General features: G+C 68.3%; 14 protein-coding genes. 6 read left to right on the top strand and 8 right to left on the bottom strand.

The features are described 5' to 3' along the window. Positions 1–131: 131 nt before the first annotated feature. The 3 genes from ACFXI3_RS05210 to ACFXI3_RS05220 all read right to left on the bottom strand — a co-directional run bounded on the left by ACFXI3_RS05210 (position 132) and on the right by ACFXI3_RS05220 (position 5,996). Entirely contained in the window at positions 132–3,464 is a 3,333-nt protein-coding gene (locus ACFXI3_RS05210) for a S8 family serine peptidase (protein WP_378398170.1), read from the bottom strand. A gap of 253 nt (positions 3,465–3,717) precedes the next feature. Continuing rightward, a complete protein-coding gene (gene serA, locus ACFXI3_RS05215) occupies positions 3,718–5,316 on the bottom strand; it encodes a phosphoglycerate dehydrogenase (RefSeq protein WP_344285605.1) in 1,599 nt (532 codons plus the stop codon). An 80-nt stretch (positions 5,317–5,396) separates the two neighbouring features. Next, entirely contained in the window at positions 5,397–5,996 is a 600-nt protein-coding gene (locus tag ACFXI3_RS05220; protein ID WP_378398171.1) for a TetR/AcrR family transcriptional regulator, read from the bottom strand. Positions 5,997–6,200: 204 nt separating this feature from the next. Between ACFXI3_RS05220 and ACFXI3_RS05225 the strand changes: the two genes are divergently transcribed. From ACFXI3_RS05225 to ACFXI3_RS05240, 4 genes are all read left to right on the top strand, one after another. Beyond that, a complete protein-coding gene (locus tag ACFXI3_RS05225; RefSeq protein WP_378398172.1) occupies positions 6,201–7,046 on the top strand; it encodes a TIGR03620 family F420-dependent LLM class oxidoreductase in 846 nt (281 codons plus the stop codon). 363 nt (positions 7,047–7,409) lie between these two features. Next, positions 7,410–8,036, top strand: coding sequence for a DUF1345 domain-containing protein (locus ACFXI3_RS05230; protein ID WP_378398173.1), 627 nt, complete (start codon positions 7,410–7,412; stop codon positions 8,034–8,036). 157 nt (positions 8,037–8,193) lie between these two features. Further along, positions 8,194–9,540, top strand: coding sequence for an ankyrin repeat domain-containing protein (locus tag ACFXI3_RS05235; protein ID WP_378398175.1), 1,347 nt, complete (start codon positions 8,194–8,196; stop codon positions 9,538–9,540). A 94-nt stretch (positions 9,541–9,634) separates the two neighbouring features. Next, positions 9,635–10,531 carry a nuclear transport factor 2 family protein gene (locus ACFXI3_RS05240; protein WP_378398176.1) on the top strand — a complete coding sequence of 299 codons (897 nt, stop codon included), beginning with the start codon at positions 9,635–9,637 and terminating at the stop codon, positions 10,529–10,531. Positions 10,532–11,102: 571 nt separating this feature from the next. On the opposite strand, the gene ACFXI3_RS05245 is transcribed toward ACFXI3_RS05240, so the two are convergent. The 3 genes from ACFXI3_RS05245 to ACFXI3_RS05255 form a co-directional block, all read right to left on the bottom strand. Next, positions 11,103–12,131 carry a HEAT repeat domain-containing protein gene (locus ACFXI3_RS05245; RefSeq protein ID WP_378398178.1) on the bottom strand — a complete coding sequence of 343 codons (1,029 nt, stop codon included), beginning with the start codon at positions 12,129–12,131 and terminating at the stop codon, positions 11,103–11,105. Continuing rightward, the gene (locus ACFXI3_RS05250) at positions 12,125–12,805 is read right to left on the bottom strand and encodes a HEAT repeat domain-containing protein (protein ID WP_378398180.1); all 681 of its coding nucleotides are present in this window, start codon (positions 12,803–12,805) and stop codon (positions 12,125–12,127) included. The genes ACFXI3_RS05245 and ACFXI3_RS05250 overlap by 7 nt, the downstream gene beginning before the upstream one ends. Before the next feature lie 91 nt (positions 12,806–12,896). Further along, positions 12,897–13,454, bottom strand: coding sequence for a cupin domain-containing protein (locus ACFXI3_RS05255; RefSeq protein WP_378398182.1), 558 nt, complete (start codon positions 13,452–13,454; stop codon positions 12,897–12,899). Positions 13,455–13,559: 105 nt separating this feature from the next. Here ACFXI3_RS05255 and ACFXI3_RS05260 point away from each other — a divergent pair, with 105 nt between their 5' ends. Both ACFXI3_RS05260 and ACFXI3_RS05265 read left to right on the top strand, forming a co-directional pair. Further along, on the top strand, positions 13,560–14,120 hold the full coding sequence (locus ACFXI3_RS05260) for a TetR/AcrR family transcriptional regulator (RefSeq protein WP_344285580.1): 561 nt from the start codon (positions 13,560–13,562) through the stop codon (positions 14,118–14,120). 237 nt (positions 14,121–14,357) lie between these two features. Beyond that, positions 14,358–15,182, top strand: a complete 825-nt coding sequence (locus ACFXI3_RS05265) for a M55 family metallopeptidase (RefSeq protein WP_378398183.1) — start codon at positions 14,358–14,360, stop codon at positions 15,180–15,182. 169 nt (positions 15,183–15,351) lie between these two features. Here the strand turns inward: ACFXI3_RS05265 and ACFXI3_RS05270 are convergent, their stop codons facing one another. Then, positions 15,352–15,618 carry a DUF397 domain-containing protein gene (locus ACFXI3_RS05270; protein ID WP_009074021.1) on the bottom strand — a complete coding sequence of 89 codons (267 nt, stop codon included), beginning with the start codon at positions 15,616–15,618 and terminating at the stop codon, positions 15,352–15,354. 100 nt (positions 15,619–15,718) lie between these two features. Continuing rightward, a complete protein-coding gene (gene ilvC / locus ACFXI3_RS05275) occupies positions 15,719–16,732 on the bottom strand; it encodes a ketol-acid reductoisomerase (protein ID WP_344285574.1) in 1,014 nt (337 codons plus the stop codon). Positions 16,733–16,764 lie beyond the last annotated feature (32 nt).

Here is a 16,764-nt window from a genome sequence, read left to right on the forward strand (position 1 = left end):
GGGTGAGACACCCGTTCGGGCGAACGGAAACGGGGGCTTGCCCAGGCCGGACAGCCTTGGCAAGCCCCCGCGTCCCGCGATGCGGCCGCTTCCGCGCCTCACCTCAAGTTCCCCTCAAAGGGTGAACCAGGTCAGCCGCGAGGCAGCTCCGATTCGATCCGCACGACCGAGGCGCGCTGCCCGGTCTCGTTGTGGTGCTCGATCGCCAGCAGGCCCTTCGCCTTGTCCCCGGCGACGGAGTCCTTGTTGCGGTTGACCACCAGAGCCGTGCCCGGTTTGGCGACATAGCCCAGCGCCGCGTCGCCGCCGCCCTGGACCGAGTACGCCGGCGCGAGCGCGTCGAACGACAGCGGAGTGCTGACCTGGTCGATCAACCCGTTCGAGGTACCCGGCGCGACGTAGTACCCGGCGGTGCCGACCGTGTAGCTGATCCTGTGTGACGCCTCGTTCGGGTCGATGCCGAGCGCGGCGATGCGGACCGGCAGCACCATCACGTTCGAGTCGAACACGTTGGTGTCGACGTCGCCGAGCTGCCCGTTGATCGCCTGCAGGTCCACCGACGGGTTGCCCGGCTTGGTCAGCGACACCGTGTTGACGAGCAGCACGTCCGACCCCGTCGCCTTCGTCACGAAGGTTTCGAAGTCCGGCTTGCCGTCGCCGTTGGTGTCGATGTCCACGAACGGCACCGTGTTGCTGCCGAGGTTCGCGAAATCGCTCCAGGTCGTGATCCCGAACGCCAGCGTCGCGTTCTGCGGCTCCCCCTGCGCCTTGGCGAGCGGGGCCGTCGACGCCGCGCCGATGTAGCGCAGGTCGCCGCCCTTCGCGGTGCGGTTGAGGGTGCAGTCGGACGTGACGTGCGAGTCGCATTCCGGCAGCTGCGGCGATTCGGCCTGCAGTTCGAGCACGCTGATCAGCGAGCGGTACCGCTGGGAACCGCTGCCCTGGTCGATGCCCTTGCCCGCGAGGTTCAGCACCGCCTGGTCAGCGTTCGCGCCGAAGCGGACGCCGCCCGGGGTGGTGATCGCCGAAACCGGCTTCGGCGACGAGTACACGGCCACCCGCAGCGGAACGGTCGCGCCGTTCTTCGGGGTGAACGCGACCCGGCCCGAAGCGTCGGCCACGAACTGCCGGGCGAGCCCGGCCTGCGAAGCCGCCATGGTCGGGTCGAGAACCTTGCGCAGCGCCTTCGGGTCGGTGATCTTCAGCGTCACCTTCACCGTCGCGACGCCGCGTGGGTTCAGCTTCACCGAGCTCTTGTCCACTGTGTACTCGACACCGGGCAGGTTGTTGACCGCCTCGTAGCCCACCGAATACTCAGCCGCCTTGACGCCCTTGTTGACCACCTTGATCGTCTTGCTCAAGGTGACCGGGCCAGCCGCCTCGACCGTGCCGAACGTGACGCTGACCGCGCCCGGGTCGTCCTGCACGTACGCGAGAACCTGGTTGTCCAGCGCGGCTTTCGCGTCGATCCGGCCGGCGCCGACGCGCTGCGGGCCGTACGTGTGGCCGGCTCCGTCGGTGATGTCGTGCACCGCGGTGCCCACGACGTCGGCCTTGACCTCTTCGACACTCCAGTCCGGATGCGCCTGGCGGACCAGCGCCGTGATGCCCGACGTGTGCGGCGCGGCCATCGACGTGCCCGAGATGACCAGACGCTCGTTGCCGCTGCCGCGGAACGCCGACGTGATCGTGTCGCCAGGCGCGGCGAGGTCCGGCTTCACCGACGGACCGCGTCCGCCGCGCGAGGTGAACGAGCTGGGAGTGTCCACGATGGACTGGTCGTAGGTCTGCAGCGTCGTCCGCCCGGCGCCGTAGAGCCGAACGGTGAGCGTGCCCGCGGTCAAGCCCGCCCGCGCGGCCTGGGTGGCCTTGCCGGTGAGCTGGAACATCGGAACCGCCGCGTTGCCCGCGATACCCGCGCCGAAATGCTCCACAGTGGACGAAAGCAGCACGCCCTTGGCACCCGCGGCCTGCGCGTTGTTGGCCCGCGCCGCGGAACCGCACGGACGCGTCGCGTCGTTGTCGTCCCACTCCAGCCAGGCGATCTTGCCCGCGACCTTTGCCTTGTCCTCAGCCGAATAGGCGGCGCAACCGGCGTTGTTGCCCGCCGAAATCGGCACCACCGGCGCGGTGAGGTCGAGCGTGTCGTAGCCGGTGTATTCCTGGCTGTACTGGCCCGGCTGCTGTCCGGCGGTCGGCGTCTTGACCTCGATCGCGTCCCGCAGTTCGCCCGCGTCGCGGCTGCTGGCCACGGTGAGCGCTTCCGGCGTGTTGCCCGGCGAACCGGCGATGTCGTTGATGTCGCCGCCGTTGCCCGCCGAGATCACCGGCAGCACGTTGTTCTGCGCGAGCTTGCGCACGAACAGCGAGTCCGGGTCGTCCGGCGCGCCGAAATCGCTGCCCAGCGACAGGTTCACGACGTCGAGGTGGTCGGTGAAGTCGCCGTCGCCGTCCGGGTCGAGCGCCCAGTCCAGCGCCTGCGACGTGACGTTCGTGGAACCCTTGCAGCCGAACACCTTGATCGCGTACAGCAACGCCTTCGGCGCGGTGCCCGGCCCGATCCGCATGGCGTCGAGCGTCTTCTTGTTCAGCTTCTTGTAGTCGCCGGTGAACGTGCTGCCGTCGGCGTTCACGCCGAAGCCGCCGATCGTGCCCGCGACGTGCGTGCCGTGCTCGCCGCACGCGATCGGGTTGGGGTCCGGTTTCGGCGTCGGCGATCCGGTCTTGCCCGCCGAGTCGTAGTCGTCGCCGACGAGGTCGGTGCCGCCGACCACCTTGGCGCTCGGGAACAACGGCGACGGCTTCGCCCGGTCGACCGCCTTGTACGCCTCGGGCGTGCCGGGGCCGCCGAAGTCGGCGTGGGTGTAGTCGATGCCGTCGTCGATCACGCCGACGCGGATGTTGTCGCCGAACTTGCCGGTTTTCTGCCAGCTGGCAAGCGTGTTGGTGAGCTGTTCGGCGCTGGCGTTGGCCCGGTTCTTCGGCACGACCGTGCGCACCGAGACGACGTCCGGCCGTTCCGCGAGCTCGCGGATCTTGGCCGCGTCAGCGGTGACGACCGCGCCAGGCACCGCGTTGGCCGTCTGCGTGACCAGCTTCGTGCCCGCGTCCGCGGCCCGCAACTGTCCCACGACGGAGCTGACTGCCGCGGCGACGTCGGCCTTAGCCGCCTTCGCCGCCTGCTTGGCCTTCTCCTTGCCCTTGCCCTGCTCCTCCTTGAACGCGTCCACCGCGGGTTTCTTGGCCAGCTCGACAAACGCGGTGATCTGCCCCTGCGCCGCGCTCAGCCGGGGCGAAAGCTTGCCCTGGACCTTGCTCGCGTCGACCTTCGCCGGAGCGACCGGCTCGGCCAGCGGCGCGCTCTGCGCGGACGCGGCGGGAATGGCGACGGCCGCCGCCAGCACCACCGCGGAACCCACGACCACCGAGCGGGCAGCCCACCCGGGCAACCGGGTTCTGCTCATGTGAGTAACCCCTTCTCGAGGCCCGGATCACGAACCTGCCCGCGCTCCCCATTCGCACCCCCGACGGTGAGCACCGGCGCCGCACCGTGCTCTCACGGCGCGTGGTTCAGCCTCGCGGCAAGAACCTAGCTGTCCGAAACCCCTACTTTCGTGCGGAAAAAGCTCCGTTACCCGAATGTTGCCGGTCCGGCCGAACATACGGAACGGCCCCTCTCCCGGAGTCCGGGAAAGGGGCCGTTGCGCGGAATCGGGACTAGCTGAAGTCGACGGCGCGGATGGTGTGCGCGCCGACGGTGGCACCGATCGGCTCGAGCACGTTGGCGTCCACGTGCCGGTCGACGCGCAGCAGCATGATCGAGTCCGAACCGTCGGTGCTCTGGCTGATCTGCGCGGCCTCGATGTTGATGCCCGCCTCGCCGAGCAGCGTGCCGACGCGGCCCATGACGCCGGGACGGTCCGGGTACTCGATGACCAGGACGTCGCCCTCGGCGCGGAGGTCGAAGTGACGGCCCTTGACCTCGACGATCTTCTCGACCTCGTCCTTGCCGGTGACCGAACCGGACACGGTGAGCGTCGCGCCGTCGCCGTGCACCGCGCGAAGGGTGACCAGGCTGCGGAACTTCGGGCTCTCCGACTCGGAAACCAGCTCCGCCTGCACGCCGAGCTCCTCGGCCAGCCGCGGCGCGTTCACGAAGGTGACCTGGTCCTCGACCACGCCCGCGAACAGCCCGCGCAGCGCCGCCAGCTTCAGCACCGCGGTGTCCTCGCTGGAGATCTCGCCCTTGACCTCGACGGTCAGCGAGGTCGGGGCCTTCGGGTTCAGCGCGGTCAGCACCTGGCCGAGCTTCTGGGTGAGCGACAGGTACGGCCGCACGTGCTCGCCGACCGCGCCGCCGCCGGACACGTTGACCGCGTCCGGCACGAAGTCGCCGCGCAGCGCCAGCAGCACCGAACGCGCCACGTCCGTGCCCGCGCGGTCCTGCGCCTCGGCGGTGGACGCGCCGAGGTGCGGCGTGACGACGACGTTCGGCAGGTTGAACAGCGGGCTCTCGGTGGTCGGCTCGGTGACGAACACGTCGATGCCCGCGCCGCCGACGTGGCCGCTGCGCACCGAATCGGCCAGCGCCTCCTCGACGATGAGACCGCCGCGGGCGGCGTTGACGATGATCACGCCGGGCTTGGTCTTCTTGAGCGCCTCGGCGTCGATGAGGCCCTTGGTCTCCGGCGTCTTCGGCAGGTGGATGGAGATCGCGTCGGCGCGCTCCAGCAGCTCGTCGAGGGTGACCAGCTCGATGCCCAGCTGCGCGGCGCGCGCGGCCGACACGTAGGGGTCGTACGCGATGAGCTTGGCCCCGAACGCGGCGAGGCGCTGGGCGAACAGCTGGCCGATCTTGCCGAGCCCGACGACGCCGACCGTCTTGCCGTTGATCTCGACGCCGGAGAACGAGCTGCGCTTCCACTCGCCGCCGCGCAGGCTCTGGTCGGCGGCGGGAACGCGGCGGGCGACCGCGAGCAGCAGCGCGACCGCGTGCTCGGCGGCGGAGACGATGTTCGACGTCGGCGCGTTCACCACGAGCACGCCGCGCTCGGTGGCCGCCGGGACCTCGACGTTGTCCAGGCCGACGCCCGCGCGGGCGACGACCTTCAGCTGAGTGGTCGCCCCGAGCACCTCGGCGTCGACCTTGGTGGCGGATCGGACCAAGAGCGCGTCGGCGCTCTTCACCGCCTCGAGCAGAGCGGGACGGTCGGTGCCGTCCACGTGCCGGACCTCTACCTCTTCACCGAACACACTCAGCACGGAGGGCGCGAGCTTCTCCGCGATGAGGACTACGGGTTTGCTGGGCTTGGTCACGATGCGGCTCCCACTATCTGGTCACGAAATCGAGGACGCTCTCTCGCGGCGCACGTCGTTGTGCCCGGACTCGCGGGAGTTTAACGCGGTGCGCTGACAGCCCGCTGCCCCCGCTGTTCACTTGTTTGTAATCCGGTGAAGACAAGCGCCATCAGGCGCTCTGTACCGCCTTCGCCCGGCAGGTGGGATCCGGCCCAGGAAGCGCCGTGCAGCAGCAAAAGCAGCTCTTGGACGGTCACGTCATTGCGGAAAACGCCGGCCGCCTGCGCCCTGTCCACTAGTTGGGACGCCGCGTCGCGCATCGCGGCGCAGGAGGCGTGCAGCCGCGACTCGGGATCGTCGAAGGCGTCGGCCAGCATTTCGGTAAGCCCACGGTAAACGGCGGAGGTTTCGCCGAAGCCGACGAGCCACGCGTACAGAGCTTTGAGCGGATCTTCGGCGAGGAGCAGTTCGCGCGCTTTTTCCGCTTGAGTGTCGAACCGCTCCCGCAGCAGCGTCTCGACCAGGTCTTCCCTGGTCGGGAAGTGGCGGTAGAGGGTGCCGATCCCGACGCCGGCGCTGCGGGCGACGTCCTCCAGCGAGGCGTCGACGCCGCGTTCGGCGAAGGCGCGCCTCGCTTCGGTCAGCAGGCGTTCGTAGTTGCGGCGGGCGTCCGCGCGCATCGGCTTGGCGTCGGTCATCTCGGGCCCGAGCTTATCCCGTGACAAATCGGAGGGTTCCTCCGTATAGTAACCGGAGGCAGCCTCTGGTTGTGTGGTGCGTCCTCAGTGGACGACCAGCCGGCTGCGCCGGGATCGACGCCGCGCTTGCGCGGCCAGGAACTTCTTGGAGTCTGTTGTGGATGTATTCGCAAAGCCGACCACCAGCGTGGAAGGCCGGACGCGATGACCGTAGGGATCTGGACGTTCACCTTTGACGGCAAGGAAATCGGCGAAGTACGCGCAGCTGCAGGTGAGATCGAGTCGCTGGGTTTCGCCGCGCTGTGGTTCGGCGAGTACCGCGGCCGGGAGGCGTTCACCCAGGCGGCGTTGCTGCTCGAGGCGACGACAACGTTGCCTGTGGCAACCGGAATCGCGCGCTTCTCCGAACGATCGGCAGCGGCCGCAGAAGCTGCTGGACGCACGTTGGCCGAGGCGTATCCGGGTCGGTTCACGCTCGGGCTCGGCGGACATCGGCCTGGCGGCGGAGGCAGTGCGATGCAGGACTACCTCGACGCCATGGACGCGGCAGACCTGGACTTCCCCGCCGATGGCGCCTCTAATACTCGGCCGCGTCGGCTGCTGGCCGCCCTCGGACCGAAAATGCTGAAACTAGCGGCCACCCAGGCCGACGGCGCCCACACGTATTTCATCCCTCCGGAGCACACAGCGTCCGCCCGGGAGACGATGGGACCCGACGCCTACCTAGCCGCCGAACAAGCCGTCGTCCTCGACCCGGATCCCGTGCGGGCACGGCGAATCGCCCGCGAACACGTCGCGACCTACGTGCGGCTGGCCCCACACCAACGAGCGAATCTGCGCCGCCTCGGCTACCCCGAGGAAGACCTGGCCGACGGCGGCAGCGACCGCCTCGTCGACGCGATCGTGGCCCACCGCGGCGCGCAGGACGTCGCCGATCGAATCCGCGCGCACCTCGACGCCGGCGCGGACCACGTCTGCGTCCAGGTCCTCGGTGCCGGACCGGAGATTCCGCTCGACGGCTGGCGTCGCCTCGCGTCGCTGGTGCCCTGATTCCCGGTGGGGCTTTCGAGAGGTTTTCCCGAAAGCCCCACCCCGACCCCGGCCTGCCCGCCGGCGTCTCGCCAAAATTCGGCAACGGACCGCCCCGCCGTTGCCGACGCCGGACCGCCAACCGCGGAAAAACCCAGTTCACCACCGATTCGCCACTGAGCGGCGAAACCGCCCACCTCCGCCGTACCGACATCTCCGCCTTTACCGGAGCTATCCCCGCCATCTTTACCGGAGACATCCCCCGCGAACACGGAACTTCCCCTGAACAGGCGACCTCGCGAGCACCGTTTCGCCGCCCAGCGGCCACAACCCCGCTGTTATCTTCGCCAGACGCCTCGCCCGCGTTCGCCCCGGGAGCCGCCGGTGTTCACGAAACTCGCCCTCGCCGCGTCCCGGATGGTCGAACTCGTCCTGCTGGCACTGGGGATCGTCACCCTCGTCAAGGACGACAACGTCCTCCCCCTTCTCTCCTGGGATTTGCTCGCGCTGATCTACCTCGGCATCCGCATCGCGCGAGTGTCCCGTAGCCGGAAAATCGACCACACCGACGCCCGATGGCTGAAAGGCGTGCTCGGCCGGCGGCTCGGATTGCTGTTCACTCTGTTGACCAGCCTCGTCGGAGTCACCGGCGGACTGTCGATCGTGCTGCCGGAAACGACCGGCATCGACCCGACCGACGCGAAAATCGTCGGCGTCCCGGCGGTCTTGCTGGCCTGGGCGATTCTGCACTTCGGCTACGCGGAACGCTACGCACAGACCTACTACGACAGCCTCCCGACGCAGCACTTCCGCTTCCCCGAAACCGAACGCCCCACACTCGCCGATTTCACCTACTTCGCGTTCACCATCGGAACGAGCTTCGCGGTTTCGGACGTCGAAACGCGGACGACGTCGATCCGTTCTCTGGTGCTCGCGCACAGCGTGCTGTCGTTCATGTACAACACGGCCACACTCGGCATCGCGGTCAGCGTCATCACCGGCGGACATTGACCCTTTTGAGTTACAGTGGTTCTCGCGCGGCAGGGGCCGCGTCCTGTCCGCGGAAAGGGCCGAGCCCACCCCCGTACTACGAGTTGCCGAGCTTTCCTTACTTCCCTGCCCGGTGCCGGCGGACCACGGGGCGCGCAAGGGAAGGAAGGACTCCCTGATGACGGCCTTGCCCGCCAACCCTGACCTCGGCCAACTCCGCAAACAGGCAAAGGAACTCGCCCGCGCCGACTCGGTCGCACTGTCGGAAGCGCAGTTCCGGCTCGCTCGCCGCTACGGATTCCCCAGTTGGCCGCAGCTTCAGGCGTACGTCCGCCGAATCGCCGAGCACGGCCCGGACATCCAGCACGCGTACCACCAGGACGTCGAGTACTACCGAGGCCGCGCCCTCGGCCTCCTCGCCTCAGCCGAAGACGGCACCCCAGCCGCCCGCGCCGCCTTCGACCGCCACGACCAACCGCTGACCCGCACCGGCGCACTCACCGTCATCGCCCAGGAGCACGGCTTCCCAACCTGGCGGGCGTTAAAGGCCCATGTCGAGGATTTGCCGAAAAACGGCGAACCGTTCGCCCGGGCCTATCAACTGGTAGAAGCCCGAGACCTGGACGGCTTGTCAACGCTGCTCGCCGAAGCACCGCACCTGGCTCACGCCCGAGGCACCAACGGAAACGATCTCCTCGGCATGGCGTCCGCGACCCACGACGAACGCCTCGTCCGCATCCTTCTCGCTCACGGCGCCGACCCCGCGCGAGCCAACGCACATGGATGGACTGCCCTCCACCAAGCCGCCTACAGCAATTTACCACTGATCGCCGACCTCTTGATCAACGCTGGCGCACCCTTGGCCGTTTCAGGCCGCGGCGACGGCGGAACCCCGCTCATTGTGGCCCTATTTTGGGGAAATCGCGCTGTTGCCGAAAAACTGGCAACGCACGAACGGTCCCCTCACAACCTTCGCGTCGCAGCCGGTCTCGGCGACGACGCACTGCTGGATGAACTCGTCAGTCCACAGGGGACTCTTTCCCCAGCCGCCGGCGCGCACCGTGAGTTCTACCGCCCACACAGCGGTTTTCCCTTCTGGCAGCCAACAAACGACCCGACAGAAATCCTCGATGAGTCGCTGTCCTGGGCCGCCCGCAGCAACCAAGTAGCCGCACTACGCACCCTGACCTCACGCGGCGCGAACCTGGACGCCGACGTCTACCGCGGCACCGCCCTCACGTGGGCAGCGGCATGTGGCCACTCAGCGGCAACTGAGACCCTGCTGTCGCTCGGCGCGAACGTCAACCACGTCGCCACCTTCGGCGGCCCACGCCACGGCGTCGGCGTCACGGCACTGCACCTGGCCGCCCAGAGCAACCGACTGGATGTCATCGAAATCCTCGCGAACGCCGGCGCCGACCTCACCGCCCGCGACGCCCTCTGGGACAGCACCCCCGAAGGCTGGGCGGAAGCCTGCGACAGCCCCGCCGCCCAAGAACTGCTGCACCGCCTCCGTCGCCACTAATCGGCGACTCCGCCGCGCTGGACAACCGGAGTCTGCAGTCCGTATCGTAACGGACTGCAGGCTCCGGTTAACTCAACGCCCCGCGGAGGCCCTCATGCGCACCCCACGCGACCTGTTCGACGAGCTCTCCACCGGAATCACCGACGGCCGCTTCGCCGACCTCGCCCAGCTCTACGCCGAAGACACCCTCGTAGAACACCCCACCGCGGTACCCAGGCCCGGTCGGCTGGAAGGCCGCGCCGCCCTACACGACCGTTTCGTCAGCGGCCTTGGCCAAACCCTCCGTCTGAAACGCCACGACGTGACCATCCACGAGACCGCCGACCCCGAGGTCATCGTCGCCGAATACCAGTACACCGCAGAGTCGAGGAAAACCGGCCAGACGACCGAAACGGCCAACATCCAAGTCCTCCGCGCCCGCGACGGACTCCTCACCCACACCCGCGACTATCACGACTACCTACGCCTGGCCGCCATCCAAAACGCGACCACCGGCCTGGCCGAGGCGTATGCCCAAGCGCCCGCTTACGAACCTCGCCCCCTCGCACCGCGCCCGGCTGAACTTTTCTCCCCGGACAGCCGCGAAGGCGTATTCCAACGAGTCGTCTTCGGAGTCGCCGACGGACGCTGGTCCGAACTCCCCGACCTCTATGCGGCAAAAACCGATATCCGACACCCGTTCCTGCCAGGCGCGCCCACCCTCCGCACCCGAGACGACCTGCGCGCCCACTTCGCCGCCGGCGCCGCGCTAGCCCTTCACATCGAAGTGACTGACTTGGTACTCCACCTGAGCACCGACCCAGAAGTCATCATCGGCGAGTCGACCTACGTAGGCGAAACCAGCGCCAGGGCGGCGTTCGAGGTGAACAACATCTTCGCCATGCGCGTCCGCGACGGCCAGATCGTCGAATCCCGCGACTACGGCGACCACCTCGCCCTGGCCGCAGCAACCGGCCGTCTACCGGAACTGATCGCCCGCGTCGCCGGATAGCGGCAACTCCTCCACGGTGTCGCCGTTCAACGGCAACGCCTCGGCCAATGCCAGACGCCCTGGCCACTCCAGCACCCCAGTCGCCGCTGAACGGCAACATCCTCACCAGCGCCGGGACACCGCAATCGCACAGCGGTGGTTCAACACAGCCTCACCTTTTAACCGCCGCTCGGCTTCACATCGCAGGGCAATTGCCAACCGACCGCGGAAACCACCGTCGCCATTCAGCGGCATCATCCATCACCGGCTCCCGGCTAAGGCGCAGGAAGAACTCAGCCCAACCCTCGCCGCGAAGCGGCAACGCCCGCCATCGCAGCTCTCGCTACTCAGCCGCGTCCCCACAACTCTCGCCGCTAGACGGCGAATCCCCGCCCCCGTTGCCTGGCGGCAACCCATCCCGGCGGCTTTCGCCAACCAACGGCAATTCATCCCGCAAGCCACCGCCCAACCCGGCCACGCCCAGTCGCCGCTGAACGACAACGCGCCCGGCAACAGCTTTCGCCATTAAACGGCAAATGCCTCTGAACAGCACCGACGCCCGAAACTCCGCAAGCCAAGCGCGAGCAAAGGCCTAGGTGCTTCCGAAGGCCTCACCAGCGCCACCTCGCTCCTCAACAACCTTCACAAGCGCCGAAGCCACCAACGCCACCGCCGGATCCCCATCCCCCGCCAACAACCGCAACGCCCCCAGCGCAAGAGTCCCCGGCATCTCCGCAAGCGCCTGCGTCAACCGGATCCGCACCGCGGAATCCGCAGGATGCTTCGCTGCCGCATCGGCCAACGCGCCGACAATGCCATCCACACCCCCATCCGCCAGCGCGCCCAGAACCTCAGCCGCCTCGACGTCGTTTCGCCCCTCAACGACCATTTCGACAAGCGTCGGCACAGCCTCCTCGGCACCACGCGCTCCCAAAGCGAGCGCCGCATGCCGACGGACCACAGCATCCGAGCCAGCGAGCGCGTCCATCAACACCGCAGTCGCCTCGTCGCCGGGCAACTCGATGAGCGCCAGGATCGCGCGCCGGCGGATCTCGGCGTTCTCCGAGCGAAGACCGGACGCCACATTCGCCACTATGTCGCCACCGGTCCGAGCAAGAGCCCATCGCAAGGCACCGGCGACGTTCGGATCGGATTCGGCGAGAACTGCTCTGGCCAGAACCTCGGCGGGGACCGGCACGTCGTCGGCGGGAGCCAAAACGGTCTGCTGCCGGCGAGCGGCACCAGGTGAATTGAGCCCGCGCAGCAGCTCGACGATGCGCAAGGCACCCTCCCACCCGGAGGGTGCCGAGGCATCGACCGCACGGAGCCGGTCGAGCAGTTCCTGCTCCCGCTTGAGCCGGTCTTCGGTCCGCCGGATCAGGTCGCCGACCAGCTCCGCCGGCACGAATGCGGGATCCTCCAGCGCCCGGCCGATCTGCCGCAGCGACATCCCGAGCGACCGGAGGCTCTCCACGTGGAAGATCCGGCGAATGTCGTCCGCGGAGTATTCGCGATAGCCGCCCACGGTGCGGCCGGTCGGCCGCACCAGCCCGAGGGCGTCGTAGTGCCGGAGCATCCGGGTACTCACCCCCGAGCGGCGGGCGACCTCGCCGATCAGCACGCGGTTTCCCGAGCCCGCTCCGGACCGAGCGCGACGATCCGTTTCGCCTCGTCCACGGCCTGGTCGAAACCGGTGTCCGGGTCACGAAGCAGCCGCTCAGTGGCGACGGCGTGTGCCCGAACGGCCTGGTCGGTGCTCTTCAACGCGGCCTCCAATGCCGGCTCGATCACGGTGCCGAGCGCGACCAGCGCCCGGCTGAGGCTGAGCTGCAGTGTCCGGTCGCCGCGGCCGAGTTGTGTCGTCAGTTCCGCGGCCAGTCCGGCCTTGTCCTCGTCGGGCACGAGGACGACAGCCGCCCGCCAGGCGCTTCTCGCGACCTCGTCGTCGGCGTCGCGCAGCAACGATCGGGTGATCGCTGGCCACACGTTCCGGTCGCCGATCTTGGACAACGTGTGCAGCGACTGGCTCCGGGCCTGCGCGACCGGGGACCGCAGTTCGTCGAGAAGCCGCGGCACCGTGTCCTCCGCCGGGAACCGGGTCAACGCCCAGGTGAGCATGTCGCGCACGAAAAAGTCCGGCTCGATCGAGCACCGTGCGACGAGCGCCTCGACGAGACCAGGGCCGTCCGGGTGCGTTCCGATCTTCAGCGCAACTTGCAGCCGCGTCGACGAGTCCCCGGCGCCCAACGCCTCGATCAGCCGCGTGAGCTGGGAATTCATCTGTGTCGAGTTCATCGGGATCACCTCCGTCGACCAGTGAAGACCTTGTCACGATGTCAATGTCAAACCCGGCGGGCAAAAGATCGGCGAAGTGGGCCGTCGCCGCTCAGCGGCGAAACCCGGTCTCAGCCCGATCCGCGCCGACAGCGACGCCGACGATCGTGCACGGTTCGGCACCGTGGTTTCGCCAGGCGTGCCGCGTGCCGTTCTGAACGAGGACATCGCCTGCCCGCAAAACCGTCTGGTCTCCGTCGTCCAGTTCCACCGTGACCTCGCCCGAGACGATCAGGACGTAATCGAGGCTGTCGGTGGTGTGCATGCCCGGCGCCTCGGGTTCCATCGCGGCGGCTGCGCCCGGTGCTTGGGACTCCAGCTTTTCCCAGGCGGCAGTCAGGTCGGCATCCGGCGACGGTGTCAGCTCGCCGGGCGCGATGGTGTTGATCATGAACCGCGAACCGTCTCGCGGCGGGTAGTACGCCTCGGCGCGAAGCGGCGAGCCGTCGTCCGGAAACACCGGCCGTTCGTCCCGGCCCCATAGCCGGTAGACCGCGCAGCCGGGCATCAGATCGGAAGTGATCGGTTCGACGGAACCGTCGGCGACCACGCGGGACTTGCCGTCGGAGTCGTGTCCGGTGACTACTCGGCGAACCTTCGGGTGTGCCATTTCGATCGCCCCTCAGTACGGCAGCGTATGGATACGGGTGCGTATTGATACTCCACCGTATCCAGCGCAGCGCGAGCCGTCAATACGGTGGCGTATCCTCCGCGCATGGTGAACGACTCGCCCCGGCTGTCCGCCCAGGACTGGACGCGGGCCGCGCTGAAGGCGATCGCGGACGGCGGGCTGGCCGCGGTCGGAGTCGAGCCGCTCGCGCGGACGCTCGGCGTGACCAAGGGCAGCTTTTACGCGCACTTCCGCAACCGGGATGAGCTCATCACCGCGGCTCTCGCCGATTGGTGGCGAAACCACGGCGAAGCGGGACTCGCCGAATACGCCGCGATCGCCGATCCGGGGCAACGGCTGCGCGAACTGCTCACTGCCGTCGTGCGCTCCGTCCAACCGCTAGCGCCGTCGGTGCACCTGAGCCTGCTCGGCGACCGCAACGACCCTCGGGTCAAGGAAGCGGTCAGCCGCGTCAACCAAGCTCGGCTCAACTTTCTGACCAGCACTTACCGCGAGCTTGGCCTCCCGCCGGACCAAGCGGCGAACCGGGCGCGAGTCGCTTATGCGGCCATTCTCGGGCTACAGCACCTGGCTCAAACCGAGTCGGATTCGCCGAGTCCTGAAGCACTCGCGGACGCGGCAGCGGCGATCTTCCTGCCGTCCTGACAGCCAGCCCGGCCAGCCTGGTCTGCCCGGACAGACCGGCAGCGGCCGCGTTGCCTCCTGGTGGCGAATCCGCCGGGACACGCTCTGGACCGGCAGAGGCAGATTCGCCGCGAATCGGCTAATCCCTGGTCAACCCCGGATTCACGGGCGCGAGAACCCACCCCGGCGAGACAAACTGATCACTCCAATCGCTCGATAAGGTGGCATCTCTGGCCGGGTGGCACCGAGGAAGGTGTGATGGAGATGCGGGTGCTCGTCTCGGTCGACATGGAGGGAATCGCCGGGGTGGTCCACGGCGAAGAGGTCATTCCCGGGCACAGCGAGTACGAGCGCAACCGCAAGCTGCTCACCGCGGAGGCCAACGCCGCAGTCCGAGGGATCTACGCCTTCGACGCCGCCGCACAGGTACAGGTCACCGAGGCGCACGCGAGCTTCCGGAACCTCCTGCCCGAACTGCTGGACCGACGTGTCGAGTTGCTCCGCGGCACGCCCAAGCCCGGCGGGATGATGGCGGGATTGGCCGAAGAGACGGACGCTGTGCTGTTCATCGGCTATCACGGCAAAGCCGGCACGCCCCGTTCGGTCATGGCGCACACCATCTCCGGCGGGACCGTCGCGGACGTGCGCTGCAACGGCCGCTCCTTGGGCGAACTCGGCTTGAACACCGCGCTCGCGGCGCACTACGGCGCACCGCCCGTGCTGGTAAGCGGCGATGACACCGTCGCGACCGAGGCGGCCGAGGTAGCGCCGGGCATCCGCTCAGTAGTGGTCAAACGCGCGCTGGGTGCTCTCTCGGCGGCGATGCTGCATCCCGACGAGGCCTGCGACCGTATCGAGCACGCCGTGCCCGAGGCGCTGGCCGGTCGCGAGGACGTCCGGCCGCTGCGCTTTGACGGTCTGGTCCAGCTGGAAGTCCAGGTACATCGGCCTCGCATGACCGAACACGCGCTGCTGGTGCCGGGAATGGAACTCGCCGACGGCTGCACCCTGCGCTACCAGGCACCGGATTTCCCCACGGCCTACCAGGTCATCGAACTCATCGCGACGCTCGGAGCCGTCTGATCCTGGCCGGCCGGACCCGTCCACGCTCGCCCGCGAAGATGCGTTCAAACCAAGCCTCTGACCTGGGCAATCACACCGCGGACCTCGGATTCGCCACTAAACGGCAACAGCCGTCCACCAGCAAATCAGGCCGATACGCCAGTCAGAAAGCCCCAGCAAAAGCGAAGACCTACGACTCCCCCGGCAACTCGAACTCGCCGTCCCGAACCCCGCGCGTGAACGCGTCCCATTCCGAAGGCGTGAACACCAGCACCGCCCCGTCCGGATCCGTCGGCTGCCGGATGGCCACGTAGGTCACCCCGTCCGAATGCGGGACGAACGCGTACTCCGCGCAATGCTCCAGGGTCACGCCCGCCGGTTCGGCGCGGATCCAGGTCGCGCCGGTCAGGTCGAGTTCGTGCCTGATGTGCGCCTTGTCGTCGGTCGGGCGGCTCATCGGCACAGCGTATCCGCCGTTCGGCGGCACCGCCTCGGAACGAAAAAGAGGCCCCGCCGTCCGGCGAACGGACGACGGGGCCTCCTCCTGAGATACCGGGTCAGGCGGTCTCGGTGATCGGCCGGTCCACCCACGACATCAGGTCGCGCAGCTTCTTGCCGGTCGTCTCGATCGGGTGCTGGTTGCCCTGCTCCTCGAGCTTCGTGAAGTTCGGCCGGCCGGCCTCGTCCTCGGCGACCCACTCGCGGGCGAAGGTGCCGTCCTGGATCTCGCCCAGGATCTTCTTCATCTCCTCCTTGACGGCCGGCGAGATGACACGCGGGCCGCGGGTGAGGTCGCCGTACTCGGCGGTGTCGGAGATGGAGTAGCGCTGGCGCGCGATGCCGCCCTCGTACATGAGGTCGACGATCAGCTTCAGCTCGTGCAGCACCTCGAAGTAGGCGATCTCCGGGGCGTAGCCGGCCTCGGTGAGCACCTCGAAACCGGTCTGCACCAGCGCGGACGCGCCGCCGCACAGCACGGCCTGCTCGCCGAAGAGGTCGGTCTCGGTCTCCTCGGTGAAGGTCGTCTTGATGACGCCGGCCCGCGCGCCGCCGATCGCCGCGGCGTAGGACAGCGCGAGCGCCTGGGCGTTGCCCGAAGCGTCCTGCTCGACCGCGATCAGGCAGGGCACGCCCTTGCCGTCCACGAACTGGCGGCGGACCAGGTGACCAGGGCCCTTCGGGGCGACCATCGCGACGTCGACGCCTCCCGGCGGCTTGATCAGGTCGTACCGGATGTTGAAGCCGTGGCCGAAGAAGAGCGCGTCGCCGTCCTTGAGGTTCGGCGCGATGTGCTCGTCGTAGATGAAGCGCTGCTTCGTGTCCGGCGCGAGGATCATGATCACGTCGGCCTCGGCGGCCGCCTCGGCGACCGACAGCACGCGCAGGCCCTGCTCCTCGGCCTTCGCCCGGGACTTGGACCCCTCCTGCAGGCCGATGCGGACGTCGACGCCCGAGTCGCGCAGGCTGAGCGAGTGCGCGTGGCCCTGGCTGCCGTAGCCGATCACGGCGACCTTGCGACCCTGGATGATCGACAGGTCGGCGTCGTCGTCGTAGAAGATTTCCACTGCCATGGGGGGTACTACTTCCTTCCGTACTTGCACGA

The organism is Amycolatopsis sp. NPDC059235 (assembly GCF_042754125.1).
GTDB lineage: Bacteria > Actinomycetota > Actinomycetes > Mycobacteriales > Pseudonocardiaceae > Amycolatopsis > Amycolatopsis albidoflava.

Coding starts and splice junctions, on each gene's coding strand:
- ACFXI3_RS05210 (WP_378398170.1), bottom strand. CDS start 3,464: ATGAGCAGAACCCGGTTGCCCGGGTGGGCTGCCCGCTCGGTGGTCGTG.
- ACFXI3_RS05220 (WP_378398171.1), bottom strand. CDS start 5,996: ATGACCGACGCCAAGCCGATGCGCGCGGACGCCCGCCGCAACTACGAA.
- ACFXI3_RS05225 (WP_378398172.1), top strand. CDS start 6,201: ATGACCGTAGGGATCTGGACGTTCACCTTTGACGGCAAGGAAATCGGC.
- ACFXI3_RS05235 (WP_378398175.1), top strand. CDS start 8,194: ATGACGGCCTTGCCCGCCAACCCTGACCTCGGCCAACTCCGCAAACAG.
- ACFXI3_RS05240 (WP_378398176.1), top strand. CDS start 9,635: ATGCGCACCCCACGCGACCTGTTCGACGAGCTCTCCACCGGAATCACC.
- ACFXI3_RS05250 (WP_378398180.1), bottom strand. CDS start 12,805: ATGAACTCGACACAGATGAATTCCCAGCTCACGCGGCTGATCGAGGCG.
- ACFXI3_RS05255 (WP_378398182.1), bottom strand. CDS start 13,454: ATGGCACACCCGAAGGTTCGCCGAGTAGTCACCGGACACGACTCCGAC.
- ACFXI3_RS05260 (WP_344285580.1), top strand. CDS start 13,560: ATGGTGAACGACTCGCCCCGGCTGTCCGCCCAGGACTGGACGCGGGCC.
- ACFXI3_RS05265 (WP_378398183.1), top strand. CDS start 14,358: ATGGAGATGCGGGTGCTCGTCTCGGTCGACATGGAGGGAATCGCCGGG.
- ACFXI3_RS05270 (WP_009074021.1), bottom strand. CDS start 15,618: ATGAGCCGCCCGACCGACGACAAGGCGCACATCAGGCACGAACTCGAC.
- ilvC (WP_344285574.1), bottom strand. CDS start 16,732: ATGGCAGTGGAAATCTTCTACGACGACGACGCCGACCTGTCGATCATC.